General features: G+C 72.2%; 13 protein-coding genes. 9 read left to right on the top strand and 4 right to left on the bottom strand.

The window, feature by feature from the left end; genetic code table 11:
• Positions 1-54: 54 nt before the first annotated feature.
• From ACBJ59_RS31150 to ACBJ59_RS31140, 3 genes are read left to right on the top strand one after another with little or no spacing between them, the layout of a single operon-like run.
• The gene (locus tag ACBJ59_RS31150) at positions 55-651 is read left to right on the top strand and encodes a TetR/AcrR family transcriptional regulator (protein ID WP_375113769.1); all 597 of its coding nucleotides are present in this window, start codon (positions 55-57) and stop codon (positions 649-651) included.
• Entirely contained in the window at positions 651-2,384 is a 1,734-nt protein-coding gene (locus ACBJ59_RS31145; RefSeq protein ID WP_375113868.1) for an ABC transporter ATP-binding protein, read from the top strand. Before ACBJ59_RS31150 ends, ACBJ59_RS31145 begins: the two co-directional genes overlap by 1 nt.
• A complete protein-coding gene (locus ACBJ59_RS31140) occupies positions 2,381-4,333 on the top strand; it encodes an ABC transporter ATP-binding protein (protein ID WP_375113768.1) in 1,953 nt (650 codons plus the stop codon). The genes ACBJ59_RS31145 and ACBJ59_RS31140 overlap by 4 nt, the downstream gene beginning before the upstream one ends.
• 38 nt (positions 4,334-4,371) lie before the next feature.
• Here the strand turns inward: ACBJ59_RS31140 and ACBJ59_RS31135 are convergent, their stop codons facing one another.
• Positions 4,372-5,019, bottom strand: a complete 648-nt coding sequence (locus ACBJ59_RS31135) for a nitroreductase family protein (RefSeq protein WP_375113767.1) — start codon at positions 5,017-5,019, stop codon at positions 4,372-4,374.
• A 131-nt stretch (positions 5,020-5,150) separates the two neighbouring features.
• Between ACBJ59_RS31135 and ACBJ59_RS31130 the strand changes: the two genes are divergently transcribed.
• Together ACBJ59_RS31130 and ACBJ59_RS31125 are read left to right on the top strand one after the other, a co-directional pair.
• On the top strand, positions 5,151-5,606 hold the full coding sequence (locus tag ACBJ59_RS31130) for a MarR family winged helix-turn-helix transcriptional regulator (protein ID WP_364136305.1): 456 nt from the start codon (positions 5,151-5,153) through the stop codon (positions 5,604-5,606).
• Positions 5,607-5,873: 267 nt separating this feature from the next.
• Positions 5,874-6,713, top strand: coding sequence for a universal stress protein (locus tag ACBJ59_RS31125; protein ID WP_375113766.1), 840 nt, complete (start codon positions 5,874-5,876; stop codon positions 6,711-6,713).
• A 167-nt stretch (positions 6,714-6,880) separates the two neighbouring features.
• Here ACBJ59_RS31125 and ACBJ59_RS31120 read toward each other — a convergent pair whose 3' ends face one another.
• Both ACBJ59_RS31120 and ACBJ59_RS31115 read right to left on the bottom strand, forming a co-directional pair.
• A complete protein-coding gene (locus tag ACBJ59_RS31120; RefSeq protein ID WP_375113765.1) occupies positions 6,881-7,489 on the bottom strand; it encodes a TetR/AcrR family transcriptional regulator in 609 nt (202 codons plus the stop codon).
• Positions 7,486-8,943 (bottom strand): FAD-dependent oxidoreductase, encoded by a 1,458-nt coding sequence (locus ACBJ59_RS31115; protein WP_375113764.1) that lies wholly within the window; start codon positions 8,941-8,943, stop codon positions 7,486-7,488. Before ACBJ59_RS31115 ends, ACBJ59_RS31120 begins: the two co-directional genes overlap by 4 nt.
• Positions 8,944-9,451: 508 nt before the next feature.
• Here ACBJ59_RS31115 and pyrH point away from each other — a divergent pair.
• Together pyrH and ACBJ59_RS31105 are read left to right on the top strand one after the other, a co-directional pair.
• On the top strand, positions 9,452-10,183 hold the full coding sequence (gene pyrH / locus ACBJ59_RS31110) for a UMP kinase (RefSeq protein ID WP_375113763.1): 732 nt from the start codon (positions 9,452-9,454) through the stop codon (positions 10,181-10,183).
• On the top strand, positions 10,180-10,458 hold the full coding sequence (locus tag ACBJ59_RS31105) for a hypothetical protein (RefSeq protein WP_375113762.1): 279 nt from the start codon (positions 10,180-10,182) through the stop codon (positions 10,456-10,458). The genes pyrH and ACBJ59_RS31105 overlap by 4 nt, the downstream gene beginning before the upstream one ends.
• A 4-nt stretch (positions 10,459-10,462) precedes the next feature.
• Here ACBJ59_RS31105 and ACBJ59_RS31100 read toward each other — a convergent pair whose 3' ends face one another.
• Complete coding sequence (locus ACBJ59_RS31100; protein ID WP_375113761.1) at positions 10,463-11,404, bottom strand: LysR family transcriptional regulator; 942 nt, start codon at positions 11,402-11,404, stop codon at positions 10,463-10,465.
• A gap of 108 nt (positions 11,405-11,512) precedes the next feature.
• Between ACBJ59_RS31100 and ACBJ59_RS31095 the strand changes: the two genes are divergently transcribed.
• Both ACBJ59_RS31095 and ACBJ59_RS31090 read left to right on the top strand, forming a co-directional pair.
• Positions 11,513-12,205, top strand: a complete 693-nt coding sequence (locus ACBJ59_RS31095) for an MBL fold metallo-hydrolase (RefSeq protein ID WP_375113760.1) — start codon at positions 11,513-11,515, stop codon at positions 12,203-12,205.
• Positions 12,206-12,306: 101 nt separating this feature from the next.
• Positions 12,307-13,977, top strand: a complete 1,671-nt coding sequence (locus tag ACBJ59_RS31090) for a RecQ family ATP-dependent DNA helicase (RefSeq protein ID WP_375113759.1) — start codon at positions 12,307-12,309, stop codon at positions 13,975-13,977.
• The last annotated feature ends 1 nt before the right edge of the window (position 13,978 follow it).

Here is a 13,978-nt window from a genome sequence, read left to right as displayed (position 1 = left end):
GAGTACTCGCTCATTACGCTGTTCGTCATGAACAGAAGGCGAAGGGTGCCTGCCATGGCGCCGGAAGACCGTCGTGCCGCGCTCATCGCCGCCACGCTCCCCCTGCTGCGCGAACACGGCACCGCGCTGAGCACCCGCCAGATCGCCGAGGCCGCCGGCGTGGCCGAGGGCACGATCTTCGGCGTGTTCCCCGACAAGGCCTCACTGCTGCGGGCGGCGCTGATGAGCGCCTTCGACCCGCAGCCGGTGGTGGACGCGCTGGCCGCCATCGGCGCCCACCTGGAGCTGCGCGCGCGGCTGCGCGAGGCGGTCTCGATGCTGCGCAAGGGGATGGCCGCCAACGCCAACCTCATCGCCGCGCCCAGGGAACTGCTGGCCGACGACGCCGAGTTCGGCGAGCGGATGGTGGAGAGCCGGCGCCGCATACACGCCGCGCTCGCCGCCCTGGTCGAGCCCGACCGCGACCGGCTGCGCCGCTCTCCCGAGGCCACGGCGCAGCTGCTGCTCATGCTGGTCGCGGTGAGCGTGCACCGTGCCTTCGGCCAGGCCGGCGAGTTCGGAGACATGGACGACGAGGAGATCGTCTCCGTGCTGCTCGACGGGCTGCTCGTGCGGCCCGTTCCCGATCCTTCGACAGAAAGCCCCTCGTGATGCTGCTCCGCCTCCTGCGGGTCCAGCTCAGGCCGTACGGGAAAGAGATCACGCTCGTCGTCCTCTTCCAGTTCGTCCAGACGCTGGCCACGCTCTATCTCCCCACCCTCAACGCCGACATCATCGACGACGGTGTCGTCAAAGGCGACACCGGTTACATCCTGCGCATCGGGCTGGTGATGCTCGGGGTGACGCTCGTGCAGATCGTCTGCTCGGTCGTGGCCGTCTACTACGGCGCCCTGATCTCGATGTCCCTGGGCCGGGACCTGCGGGCCGCGATCTTCGACCGGGTGCAGGACTTCTCCGCCCAGGAGGTCAACAGGTTCGGCTCGCCGTCCCTGATCACCCGGACCACCAACGACGTGCAGCAGGTCCAGCTGCTCGTGCTGCTGACGTTCACGATGATGGTGACCGCGCCGATCATGTGCGTCGGCGGCATCGTGCTGGCGCTGCGCCAGGACGCGGCGCTGTCGTCGCTGCTGCTCGTGGTGCTGCCCGTGATGATCGCCATCGTGGGCCTGATCATCTGGCGGATGCGCCCGCTCTTCCGCACCATGCAGGAGCGCATCGACCGGATCAACCAGGTGCTGCGCGAGCAGATCACCGGCATCCGGGTCATCAGGGCCTTCGTCCGTGACAGGCACGAGCGCGAGCGCTTCGGCGTGGCCAACGAGCGGCTGACCGACGTGTCGCTGCGGGTCGGGCGGCTGATGGCGCTGATGTTCCCCTCGGTCATGCTCGTGGTGAACGTGTCCAGCGTCGCCGTGGTGTGGTTCGGCGGCGACCGCATCGCCGACGGGACCATGCAGGTGGGCGCGCTGACCGCGGTGATCTCCTACCTGATGCAGATCCTCATGTCGGTGATGATGGCGATGTTCATGTTCATGATGATCCCGCGGGCCGAGGTCTGCGCCGAGCGCATCGAGGAGGTGCTCGGCACCGAGCCGACCGTCCACCCGCCGGCCACCCCGGTCATCCCGGAACGGCGGATCGGCGAGCTGGAGCTGCGGTCGGTGGGCTTCCGCTACCCGGGCGCCGAGGAACCGGTGCTGAGCGAGGTGACCTTCACGGCGCGGCCGGGCCGGACGACCGCGATCATCGGCAGCACGGGCAGCGGCAAGACCACGCTGCTCAACCTCGTCCCGCGGCTGTTCGACGCGAGCGCCGGCGAGGTGCTGGTCGACGGCGTCGACGTACGCGACCTCGACCCCACCATGCTCGCCCGCACCGTCGGCCTGGTCCCGCAGTCGCCCTACCTCTTCTCCGGCACCGTCGCCTCCAACCTGAGGTACGGCCGGCCGGACGCGACCGACGAGGAGCTGTGGCGCGCCCTGGAGGTGGCCCAGGCCCGCGAGTTCGTCGAGGCGATGCCCGGCGGCCTGGACGAGCCGATCTCCCAGGGCGGCACCAACGTCTCCGGCGGCCAGCGACAGCGCCTGGCCATCGCCAGGACCCTGGTGCACCGGCCGGAGATCTACCTGTTCGACGACTCGTTCTCCGCCCTCGACTACGCCACCGACGCCCGGCTGCGCGCCGCGCTGGCCGAGGAGATCGCCGACGCCACGATGATCATCGTCGCCCAGCGGGTGAACACCATCCGCGACGCCGACCGCATCCTCGTCCTCGAGGACGGCCGCGTGGTCGGCAGCGGCGACCACGCGGAACTCATGACCACCTGCCCGACCTACCGGGAGATCGTCTTGTCCCAGCTCACCGAGCAGGAGGCGGCGTGACGACCGAGGCGCCCGCGCGCCGCCCCCAGCCCGCCTTCGGCCCCGGCAGGATGATGTCCGGGCCCGCCGAGAAGGCCCTCGACTTCGGCGGCACCCTCCGCCGCGTGCTGCGGCTGCTGCGCCCCGAGCGCACGCTGCTGATCGTCGTCCTCGCCCTCGGCACGCTCAGCGTCGCGCTGACCGTGATCGGCCCCAAGATCCTCGGCCACGCCACCGACCTGATCTTCTCCGGCATCATCGGGGCCCAGCTGCCCGCGGGGGCCACCAAGGAGGAGGCCGTGGCGGGGCTGCGCGCCCGGGGCCAGGACACCTTCGCCGACATGGTCTCGTCGATGCACGTCGTGCCCGGGCAGGGCATCGACTTCACCGCGCTGGCCGTGGTGCTCGCCTGGGTGCTGGCGATCTACGTGGTGGCGGCGCTGCTCGGGATCGTGCAGTTCCGGCTGACCACGACCGTCGTGCAGCGGGCCGCGTCCCGGCTGCGCGAGCGGATCGAGGCCAAGCTGGGGCGGCTGCCGCTGAGCTACTTCGACGACCAGCCCCGCGGCGAGATCCTCAGCCGCGCCACCAACGACACCGACAACATCGCCCAGACGCTGCAGCAGACGATGAGCCAGCTCATCTCGTCGGCGCTGACCGTGGTGGGCGTGCTGGCGATGATGTTCTGGATCTCGCCGATCCTGGCGCTCATCGCGCTGGTCACGGTGCCGGTGTCGGTCTACGTCACCGCCGTCGTCGGCAAGCGGTCGCAGCCGCAGTTCATCAAGCAGTGGTCGTCGACCGGCAAGCTCAACGGCCACATCGAGGAGATGTACGGCGGGCACACGCTGGTCAAGGTGTTCGGCCGGCAGAAGGAGGCCGCCGAGACCTTCACCGAGCACAACCAGGCCCTGTTCACCTCCAGCTTCCGCGCCCAGTTCATCTCCGGCCTCATCCAGCCGGCGATGATGTTCATCGGCAACCTCAACTACGTGCTGGTCGCCGTGGTGGGCGGGCTCAGGGTGGCCTCGGGCTCGATCTCGCTGGGCGACGTGCAGGCGTTCATCCAGTACTCGCGGCAGTTCAGCCAGCCGCTGACCCAGGTGGCCGGCATGGCGAACCTGGTGCAGTCGGGCATCGCCTCGGCCGAGCGGGTCTTCGAGCTGCTGGAGGCGCCCGAGCAGTCCGCCGAGCCCGCCGAGCCCGCGCGGTCCGCGCAGGTCAGGGGCCGCGTCGCGTTCGAGAACGTGTCCTTCCGCTACAAGGAGGACCGGCCGCTGATCGAGGACCTGTCGCTGACCGTGGAGCCCGGCCAGACGGTGGCCATCGTCGGCCCCACCGGGGCGGGCAAGACGACGCTGGTCAACCTCATCATGCGCTTCTACGAGGTGACCGGCGGCCGCATCACGCTCGACGGCGTCGACATCGCCGAGATGTCCAGGGAGGAGCTGCGCGCCAACATCGGCATGGTGCTGCAGGACACCTGGCTGTTCGGCGGCACGATCGCGGAGAACATCGGCTACGGGGCGGAGGGCGCCACGCGCGAACGCATCGAGGCCGCCGCGCGGGCCGCCCACGTGGACCGCATCGCGCTCACCCTGCCCGACGGCTACGACACGGTGATCGACGAGGAGGGCGCGACGGTCAGCACGGGCGAGAAGCAGCTGATCACGATCGCCCGGGCGTTCCTGTCCGAGCCGGCCATCCTGATCCTGGACGAGGCGACCAGCTCGGTCGACACGCGGACCGAGGTGCTCATCCAGCGAGCCATGAGCTCGCTGCGCCAGGGGCGTACGAGCTTCGTGATCGCCCACCGCCTGTCCACGATCCGCGACGCCAGCCTGATCCTGGTCATGGAGGACGGGCGGATCGTCGAGCAGGGCACGCACGAGTCGCTGCTGGCGGCGGGCGGCGTCTACGCCGGGCTGTACTCGGCCCAGTTCGCCCAGGCCATCGTGGAGGTCGACTAGCGTCCGGCGCCCGGCACGGGCCCGTGCCGGGCGGGCGCTCACCAGCGGTCCCAGTGCAGGACCTCCTCGCGCGGGATGCGGCGGGCGGGCCTGAAGTCGGTGCCGACGGTGTAGGCCAGCGGGATGAACGCGGCCAGCATGACCTCGTCGTACGGCACGCCGAGCACCTGGGCCAGCTCGCGTTCGAGCGGTCCCTGCGCGGTCGTCCAGACGGTGCCCAGCCCGCGGGCACGGGCGGCCAGCATGAAGCTCCACACGGCGGGCAGGATCGATCCCCACGCGCCGGCCTGCACGCTCACCGGGGCGCGGTCGGTGCGCCCTTCCACGCCGGGGATGACGAACGCGGGCACGCGGTGGATGTTCTCCGCCAGATGGCGCAGGCCGTCGAAGACCCGGCCGGTGGAGCCGGGGTGGTAGCCCATCCGCCAGTGGTCACGCTCGGTCAGGGGCTGGCCGGTGGCCAGGGGCAGGGCGCGCAGGAAGAGGTCGGCCACGGCCCGCCGCTGCCCGGGCTCGGTGACCACGAGGAAGTGCCAGCGCTGGCGGTTGCGCCCGGTCGGCGCCTGTACGGCCAGGTCCACGCACTCCTCGATCAGCTCCCTGGGCACCGGCCGGGTGAGGTCGAGGCGTTTGCGCACGGCCCGGGTGGTGCTCAGCAACTCGTCGGGGGTGAGGTTCAGCGTCACGGCGGGTCTCCTCGGTCGATGTCATCATCTGGGAACAAACAATTTGCCGGCAGATGATTTGGACCGTACGGCCACCAATCGTCTGCTGTCAAACAATCTGTGAGTAGATGGACCTGCGGTAGGGTGGGATCATGGCGACCAGCAGGGCGGCCGGGCGGGTGCGTCCGGCGTATTTCCAGCAGCTCGCGGCCGAGCGCCTCGACATCGCGCTGTGCCGGGCCTCGGCCGCCGTGGCGCGCGCCGCCGACGCGCACGCGGGCGAGGAGGGGCTGGGGGTCGGGCAGCACCTCGTGCTCCAGATGCTCGACGCCGTCGGCCCCTGCTCCCAGCAGGCGCTCAGCGAGGAGCTGCGCATCGACCGGAGCGTCATGGTCGGCGTCTGCGACGACCTGGAGCGGGCCGGCCACGTGCGCCGGGAGCGCAACCCCGACGACCGGCGCTCCTACGCCGTCACCATCACCGCCGCCGGCCGCCGCCGGCTCGCCGCCGCCCGGGCGTCGATCCCCGCCTTCCTCGACGACACCTTCTCCGCGCTCACCCCCGACGAGCGCGACCAGCTCGGCGCGCTCCTGGCCAAGCTCCTCTGACGAGCTCGGAGACCGTTCAAGGCCCTCTTGGCAACCGCCGCGCGCGGCTGTCTACGTAGTCATAGCCACGGATCCTCATGGCTCCCTGGTCCCGGACGCCGGGCCGTGGACGGGGTCGCCTCGACGTGCCACCGCGACGGACGGGCGGCGGCTGCGGGGTGCCTGCGCGTACGGTGAGGACCAACGTCCCACCAATCGGGGACCTCGGTCCCGCGCGCCGGGGCACGCGCCGCGCGAGGCTGGAGGTGAGAGCGGAGGAGGCGCGTGATGACCAGGCACATCGTGGTCGGCGTGGACGGGTCCGCACCCGCGGCCGCGGCCGTGGAGTGGGCGGCGGAGGACGCCCAGCGCAGAGGGTCGGCCGTACGGATCGTGCACATCTGCGAGCAGTGGCGTTACGGCTCCCACGGGGTCGAATACTGCCAAGGGACGCTGGGCGCGGCGGCGGACCGGGTCCGTGCCCTGACGCGCGACGTCGAGGTGAGCACCGACCTGCTCATCGGGAACGTGGTCGACACCCTGATCGCCGAGTCGGCGACCGCGGACAGCGTGGTGCTGGGCAGCCGGGGGCTCGGCGGGTTCGCCGAGATGCTCCTGGGCTCGGTCGGCCTGGGCGTGGCCGGGCACGCCACCGGGCCGGTGGTGATCGTCCGCGGGCCTTCCGTGGTGCGGCACGGACAGGTGATCGTCGGGTACGACGGGTCCGAGCACTCCGAGGCCGCCATGCTGTACGCCGTCGACCAGGCCCGCGCCCGCGGCGTTCCGCTGCACGTGGTCTACGCCTGGCAGATGCCGGCCTTCTCCCCGTACGCGATGGCCTACAGCACCATGCTGTCGGACCTCTTCGAGGAGGAGACCCGCGCGGCGGCCGAGCGCGTGGTGCCGTGGCGCGAGAAGAACCCCGACGTCACCATCACCGACGACCAGGTGACCGGCCACCCGGTGAACGCGCTGATCCAGGCGGGCGGCACGGCCGACCTGGTGGTCGTGGGCTCGCGCGGCCTGGGCGGCTTCGCCTCCGCGGTGCTCGGCTCGGTCAGCCACGCGGTCCTGCACCACCTGACCTGCCCGATCGCCGTGGTACGCCCGCGCGCGAAGCGACCCTGACCACCCGCGAAGCCGCCGTCCAGCCCGGGCCGGCCCGCCGCCCACGGGCCGTGCTAGCGGCGAGAAACCGGGTGACCGTTGGGGTTGGCGTCACGCCGGCGCGGCAACTTCGCCGACACCATCCTCGACTCGCCCTGGCCGGGGTGAGCGCGCAGGAGACCTGGCGGTCAGGGCCCCGGCCGGTACAGCCCGACCTGGCGGTAGACGGCCTTGAGGTAGTCGAGCATCTCGGCGGCGTCCGGCGGGTCGGGCTGGAGCACGCGCCAGGTCACCGCCCCGGACATCATGTCGATGAGCACGTCCAGGTCCGCGTCGGCCGCCACGGTGCCGTCCTTCTGGGCGCGCCGCAACATGGCGACCGCCAGCTCGCGGCGCGGCAGTATGTGGTGCTTCCAGTAGACGGCCATCAGCTGCGGGTGGCTGACGGCCGAGCCCATCATCCGGGCGGCCATGGCGCGGAACGCCGGAGTGGCGGCCATCTCCGCCGCCGCGGGGAGGAGGCGTTCGATGATCTCCTGGGGCGTCAGGGCCTCGACGTCGGCGGGCGAGGGGGTCAGGTCGGCGCTGACCGCCTGCTCGACGGCCTGGGCGATCAGATCCTCCTTGGTGCTCCAGCGGCGGTAGACGGTGAGCTTGCCCACCCCTGCCCGTTTGGCGATCTGTTCCATGCTGGTGCCCTCGACCCCGCGTTCGACGAACAGCTCGAGCGCGGCGCGCAGGATCGCGGCGTCGGTCTCGGGGTCGCGGGGGCGTCCGCGCCCTCGGGCAGCGGTCAAGCGAGTGCTCCGTCCAGCCATCGGGTGATCTCGGCGGGGCCGCCCTTGCAGGCCAGATGGGCGTCCGGGCGTACGAGCATATCGGGGAGCGGGCTCGCCGGGCGGAGGTGGACGACCCGCTCGCCCAGCCGCCGGCGGGCCGTCTCGAACAGGTCGTGGCCGCCGAGGACGGCCCAGTGGCCGCGCAGCTCGGCGTGCAGCCGGGTCGGGGTGCCGTCGGGGCGCTCGCAGGCCACGTCCGGGATCCGGTCGCCGGGCCGCGGCCGGCCGCCGCGACCGCCCAGCGGGCCGCGCCGGTAGCTGACCCACAGCTGGGAGGTGGTGTACGTGGCCCAGCGCTGGAGCCAGGACAGGCCGAACACCGGCACCATGATCCGGTCACGCAGGAACCGGCCGGCCGGGCTCGCGGCGATGTTGAGCTTGGTGACGGCGGTGCTGCCCCGCAGGACCTGGGTGGCCAGGGGGCGGCGCTCGGCCTCGTACGTGTCCAGCAGCCGCTCGCCCGCCCCGCCCCCGACGACCAGGGCCAGCTTCCAGGCGAGGTTCTCGGCGTCGCCGAGCCCGGTGAGCATGCCCTGCCCGCCGAACGGCGCGTGCACGTGCGCGGAGTCCCCGGCCAGCAGGACGCGGCCGCGCCGGTAGGTGTCGGCCAGGCGGCGGTGCACGCTGAACAGCGACCCCCACGTGGCGTCCAGCAGCCGGATGCCGGGCAGGCCGGTCCGCTCGGGCAGGATGCGCCGCATGCGCTCGACGATCTGCTCCTCGCCCGGCTTTTCGTCGCGGAACGTCGCGTCGTAGGCCAGCAGCCGCCACTGGTCGCCGGGCATGGGCATCAGGCCGATCATGCCGTCGGGGTGCACCCAGCCGCTCGTCCCGGAGCGGTCGAGCGTCGTGTCGAGGCGGGCGTCGACGAGCAGGAAGCGCTCGCTGACCTTGACCCCGGGAAAGCCGATGCCGGCGAGCTTGCGCACGGTGCTGCCGGTGCCGTCGCAGCCGACCAGCCAGCCCGCCCGCACGGTACGCCCGTCGCCCAGCACGGCCGTGACCCCCGAGCCGTCCTGGTCGGCCGCCACCAGCCCGGCGTTCCACTCCGGCCGCCCGCCCAGCTCGGCCAGCCGGTCGCGCAGGCGCGCCTCGACCCGGGCCTGGGAGATCACCATCGGGGGAGCGGCGGTCCGCAGGCCGGGGTCGCCGAACCGGACGCGCATCATCGGCCGGTCCCCGGCGTACGTGATGATCGTCATCGCCCGGACCGACTCCTCTGGCAGGCCGCCGAGCGCGTCCAGCCGGTCCAGCACCTCCGAGCCGCGCGCGTGCACGAAGTTGGCCCTCGACGTGGTGGCCGGTCCCTGAGCCTGGTCCACCACCCGTACCGAGACGCCGTGCTGCAGCAACGCGCACGCCAGTGCCAGCCCCACCGGCCCGGCACCGACGATCAGGACCTCGGTGTCCATGGAGACCTCCGATTTGTTTACGGAACGGTACCGTAAACAAATAACACGTAAGCAGATGCCAGGTCCAGCACGGTAGATTTCAGAGCGCGGGCGCAGGGTCGTGGCGCCTCACGGGGCTCTCCGGCCGGCGGATCGCCGCCCGGCTCTCCCTGGCCGCGGACGCGTCCCTGGCCCCCGACCAGGTCCGCATCCTGCGCCGTCCCGACGTGGGACGGTGAACGTTTGGGCCTCAGCCCCCGACTGAGGCGTGACCATATTATGGCTAGCTGTCCGCTTTGTATAGATATCAGCGGAATTCGTGAGACGAGATGGTGACACCCGTCTCCCGCAGCGCGGCGATGGGCGGTGCGCCCCGGTCGAGCGCGCGGAAATGCCGCACTCCACCACCCTCCAGCTCGACGAACGCCCACCTCGCCGGGAGAGAGCAAATCCGGCACCCCGCTCCTCCCCGCCTCGCTGAGTATTCTTGACCGGGTCGCCGAGCGCGCGGCCGCGAAGGGAACGGGGCATGCGTCGCTACTCACGTGTCGTGGTCAAGCTCAGCGGCGAGGCGCTGGCGGGCGAGGCCGGGTGGGGCACGGACCCGGAGAGCCTGACCCAGCTGGCGAACGAGATCCTCTCGGTGCACCAGCTCGACGTCGAGATCGCCGTGGTGATCGGGGGCGGCAACTACTTCCGCGGGAGGATGGCGCAGGGCTGGGGCATCGGCAGGGCGGAAGCCGACAACATCGGCATGCTCGGCACGGTCATGAACGCGCTCATGCTCCGCGGCGTGCTGACCGGCCGCTCGGATACGGACGTACGGGTCATGACCGCGATGCCCATGGAGAGCGTGGCCGAGCCCTTCATCCGGCTCCGCGCCGACCGGCACCTGCGCCGCGGCCTGATCGTGCTCCTCGCCGGCGGCATCGGCCAGCCGTACGTGACCACCGACTACCCGGCCGTCCAACGGGCCCTGGAGCTCGAGGCCGACGCCCTCCTGGTGGCCAAGCGCGGGGTGGACGGCGTGTACGACAGCGACCCCAACGCCAACCCGCACGCGAAGCGCTACACGAACTTGACCTACCGGGAGGCCCTCGCGGCCGGCGTCCGGGTCATGGACCAGAGCGCCTTCGTGCTCGCCGACGAGCAGGGCCTCCTCATGCACGTCTTCGACGTGGCGGCCAGGGGTGTCATGCGGGCGATCTGCGAGGGCGAGGACGTCGGCACCCGCATCACCAGCGACACCACGGCACGATGAGCGAAGCGGATCTCGCCCGCCGGGTCGGCGCCGGTTGCAGGCTGACCGGCCGGTTCGTCCTGCGCTCGGGGCACCGCTGGTCCTCCTACGGCACCGCCCGGCCGGCCGAGGGCGCCGAGGTCAAGGGACGGCGAGTCCTGGTCGTCGAGGACGTGGTGACCTCGGGACCTCAGCGACCTGGCCGCGATCGCCGCCGCCCCGGAGGAACCGGATCCGGACGCGAACCCGGACCCGGACAGTTTCGACCGCTGCTCCATTCCCTGAGCCGGCCGTAGACCCTCACATCAAAGGCGTCAGGTCGGTCTCCGGGACCCAGACCAGCGCGTCGGACGGCGGTGGGAGCGCAGGGGCCGGCAGGTGTCTCAGCAGCGTGCGCAGGAGGGGTCGCGGGTTGCGCCGGTGCCAGACCACCGACCAGGGCAGCAGCGGTGTCGGGTCGGCGATCGGGATGCGGCGCAGGCCGCTGCCCACCGGGTCGATGCTCATCTCGCCCAGCCCCACCGCCGACTTCTCCCTCAGGAACTGCTCCACGAGATGGTCCAGGCCGATGGCAGGGGCGTTGAAGCGCAACGGCATGCCGAACCGGGCGGCCAGCCGTTCGAGGTAGCCGCGCCACTCCGCCGCGCCCGCCGGGTCGGGCATCGCGATGCCCGCCTCGCGCAGGTCGGCGGGCCGCAGCACGCTGCGGTCCGCCAGGGGGTGGTCCTCGGGGACGAAGGCGTGGATCGGCTCCAGGTGGACGAGCCGGTACGCCAGCTCGGCGGGCCAGGGCGCCGGCGTGTCGTGGACCCGGCCGAACGCCGCGTCGATCTCCTGGCGGCGCAGGGTCGGCAACGCCGGTGACAGCCCCTGCCGCATGCTGAGCTCGACGCGTACCCGGGGATCGAGCTCGCTCACCCGGCGGACGATCCGCAGCGGCGTGAACCGCTCGTCGTACACGTCCACCCGCAGCGGCTCGTCCACCGCGCGGACCGTACGGATCGCCCGGTCGAACGCCGACACCGCCTCCACGGCGTGCGGCAGCAACCGCCGCCCCGCCTCGGTCAGCTCCACGGCGCGCGTGGTCCGCTCGAACAGCGGCACCGCGAGCGCCTGCTCCAGCCGGCGGATCCGCTTCGACAACGCCTGCTGGCTGATGAACAGCCGCTGGCCGGCCCGCCCGAAGTGCAGTTCCTCCGCTGTGACGACGAACGCGCGCAGGCCCTCGATGTCTGCCTCCACGTCGCGAGCCTGGAATCAAAACCGCTGGTTGTCAATCCGGCCGGGATGGCTGTTGGACGTCACCGGCCTCCCGCGTGTTGGCTGGCACCTGCCGGAGGGGGTAATGACATGGAGATCGTGGAAATCCGTCCTGAGCTGCATCTGCTGCTGCTCGAGTTCGGCCAGGCGTACCTGTGGAACGACGCGGGCGCGCTCACGCTCGTCGACACCGGGATCGCCACGTCAGGCGGTGAGATCGCGACCGCGATCGAGGAGCTGGGCTTTCGTACGGGCGACGTCGAGCGCGTCGTGCTCACCCACTTCCACGAGGACCACTGCGGCGGCGCGGCCGAGATCAGCGGCTGGGGGGACGTCAGCGTGCTGGCCCACCGGCTGGAGGCGCCGGTCATCCGCGGCGAACGGCCCGCCCCGCCGCCGCTCTTCACGGACGAGGAGCGGGCCCTGCACCGCAGCCTCGGCGCCCACCTGCTGCCGCCCGCGCCCGCCTGCCGGGTGGATCGCGAGCTGGAGGACGGTGACCTGATCGACTTCGGCGGCGGCGCCCGGGTGATCCACACCCCCGGCCACACCGACGGCAGCATCGCCGTCCACCTGCCGCGCGCGGGCGTGCTCTTCACCGGGGACACCGTCGCGCACGTCGGCGGCCGGGTCATGCCCGGCGTGTTCAACCTCGACCGGGCCGGGATGCTGCGCTCCTTCCGCCGGCTCGCGGAGATCGACGTGCCGCTGGCCTGCGTCGGCCACGGCGAACCCATCCCCGACGCCCACGCCGCGCTCACCAAGGCCCTCATGGAGGATTGAGAACAAGCCGGACCCGGTCTCTCAGCCCGGCCGAGCCGGCCGCGCATGGGGCGGGTCAGGGTGGGTACTGGCCGCCCACCGCGTCGAAAGGTGAGTGACACATGGGCTTGGGGATCGCGCTGAAGCGCCGGTTCGGGCGGCGGGGGCGGCGGTTGCGGGCGACGGCCAGGCGGCGGTTCGGCTGGCGGGCGCTGCGGCCGGGGCAGCAGGAGGCGATGGAGCACCTGCTCGCCGGGCGTGACGTGCTGCTCGTCATGCCCACGGGCGCCGGGAAGTCGGCCGTCTACCAGGTGCCCGCCCAGCTCCTCGACGGCCCGGCGATCGTCGTCTCGCCGCTCATCGCGCTCCAGCGCGACCAGGTGACCGGCCTGCTCAAGGCCGATGCCGGCGGCGCCGTGGCGGTGAACTCGACCACCTCCGTCGAGGCCGGGCTGGAGCTGGTCACGGCCGGGGAGGCGGGGTTCGTGTTCCTGTCGCCGGAGCAGCTCGCCAAGACCGAGGTCGTCGAGCGGCTCGCGCGGGCCCGGCCCTCGCTCATCGCGATCGACGAGGCGCACTGCGTCTCGTCCTGGGGCCACGACTTCCGCCCCGACTACCGGCGGCTCGGCAAGGTCATCGAACGGCTCGGGCACCCGCCGGTCGTGGCCCTGACGGCGACCGCGGCGCCGAACGTGCGCGAGGACATCGTCGCCTCGCTCGGCCTCGCCGACCCGGTGGAGATCGTCAGGGGGTTCGACCGGCCGAACATCACGCTGGAGGTGCGACGCTTCGTCCGCGAGGAGGACAAGAGGCGGGCGCTGATCTCGTACGCCGCCGGGCGGCCGGGCCTCGGCCTGGTGTACGTCGCCACCCGCAAGGAGACCGAGGAGTACGCCGCCGCGCTCGCCGGTCTGGGCCGCCGGGCCGAGCCCTACCACGGCGGGATGCGAACCTCCGAGCGCACCCGCGTACAGGAGCTGTTCACCGCGGGCGACGTGGACACCGTGGTGGCGACGTCGGCGTTCGGGATGGGCATCGACTCGCCCGACGTACGGTACGTGCTGCACGCCGAGCCGCCCGAGTCCCCCGACGCCTACTACCAGGAGATCGGCAGGGCGGGCCGGGACGGCGCGCCCGCCTCGGCGGTGCTGTTCTACCGGCAGGAGGACCTGGGCCTGCGCCGGTTCTTCGCCGGCGGCCGGGCCGACCGCGAGGCGCTGCTGCGGGTGGCCACGCTGGTCCGCGAGCACGCCGGTACGGTGCCCGCCCGCGAGCTGGCCGCGCTGCTGGGGGTGACCACGTCCCACGTCACCAGGCTCGTCAACCTGCTCGAACAGGCGGGCGCGCTCACCGCGACCGGCGCCGGCGACCTGCGCTACACCGCACGCGGGCTCACCCCGGAACACGCCGCCGAGCGGGCCGCCGCGCTGGACGAGACGCGGCACCGCGTGGACGAGTCCCGGATCGAGATGATGCGCGGCTACGCCGAGACCCGGGGCTGCCGCCGCCGGTTCCTGCTCGAGTACTTCGGCGAGCCGTACGCGGGCAGGTGCGGCTCGTGCGACACCTGCCACGGCGGCGCCGCCCCCGAGCCCGACGCCGAGCCCGACGCCGAGCCCGACGCCGGGACGGGGCCGTTCGCCGTGCAGGCGAAGGTGACGCACAAGACGTGGGGGCCGGGCACGGTCATGAGGCGCGAACCCGACCGGATCACCGTGCTGTTCGACACGGTCGGTTACAGGACGCTGTCGCTGGCCGCCGTGAAGGACGTCCTGCGCCCCGAGCGCATCTGAA

Origin of the sequence: Nonomuraea sp. MTCD27, assembly GCF_041950495.1 — a bacterium.
Taxonomy (GTDB): domain Bacteria; phylum Actinomycetota; class Actinomycetes; order Streptosporangiales; family Streptosporangiaceae; genus Nonomuraea.
The sequence above is the reverse complement of the archived record's forward strand: the minus strand, read 5'-3'. Positions and strand labels throughout refer to the sequence as shown.

What these genes read in the sequence shown, in the direction of transcription:
- ACBJ59_RS31150 (WP_375113769.1), top strand. Translation starts at nt 55, where the DNA reads ATGGCGCCGGAAGACCGTCGTGCCGCGCTCATCGCCGCCACGCTCCCC.
- ACBJ59_RS31145 (WP_375113868.1), top strand. Translation starts at nt 651, where the DNA reads ATGCTGCTCCGCCTCCTGCGGGTCCAGCTCAGGCCGTACGGGAAAGAG.
- ACBJ59_RS31130 (WP_364136305.1), top strand. Translation starts at nt 5,151, where the DNA reads ATGGCGACCAGCAGGGCGGCCGGGCGGGTGCGTCCGGCGTATTTCCAG.
- ACBJ59_RS31125 (WP_375113766.1), top strand. Translation starts at nt 5,874, where the DNA reads ATGACCAGGCACATCGTGGTCGGCGTGGACGGGTCCGCACCCGCGGCC.
- ACBJ59_RS31115 (WP_375113764.1), bottom strand. Translation starts at nt 8,943, where the DNA reads ATGGACACCGAGGTCCTGATCGTCGGTGCCGGGCCGGTGGGGCTGGCA.
- pyrH (WP_375113763.1), top strand. Translation starts at nt 9,452, where the DNA reads ATGCGTCGCTACTCACGTGTCGTGGTCAAGCTCAGCGGCGAGGCGCTG.
- ACBJ59_RS31105 (WP_375113762.1), top strand. Translation starts at nt 10,180, where the DNA reads ATGAGCGAAGCGGATCTCGCCCGCCGGGTCGGCGCCGGTTGCAGGCTG.
- ACBJ59_RS31095 (WP_375113760.1), top strand. Translation starts at nt 11,513, where the DNA reads ATGGAGATCGTGGAAATCCGTCCTGAGCTGCATCTGCTGCTGCTCGAG.
- ACBJ59_RS31090 (WP_375113759.1), top strand. Translation starts at nt 12,307, where the DNA reads ATGGGCTTGGGGATCGCGCTGAAGCGCCGGTTCGGGCGGCGGGGGCGG.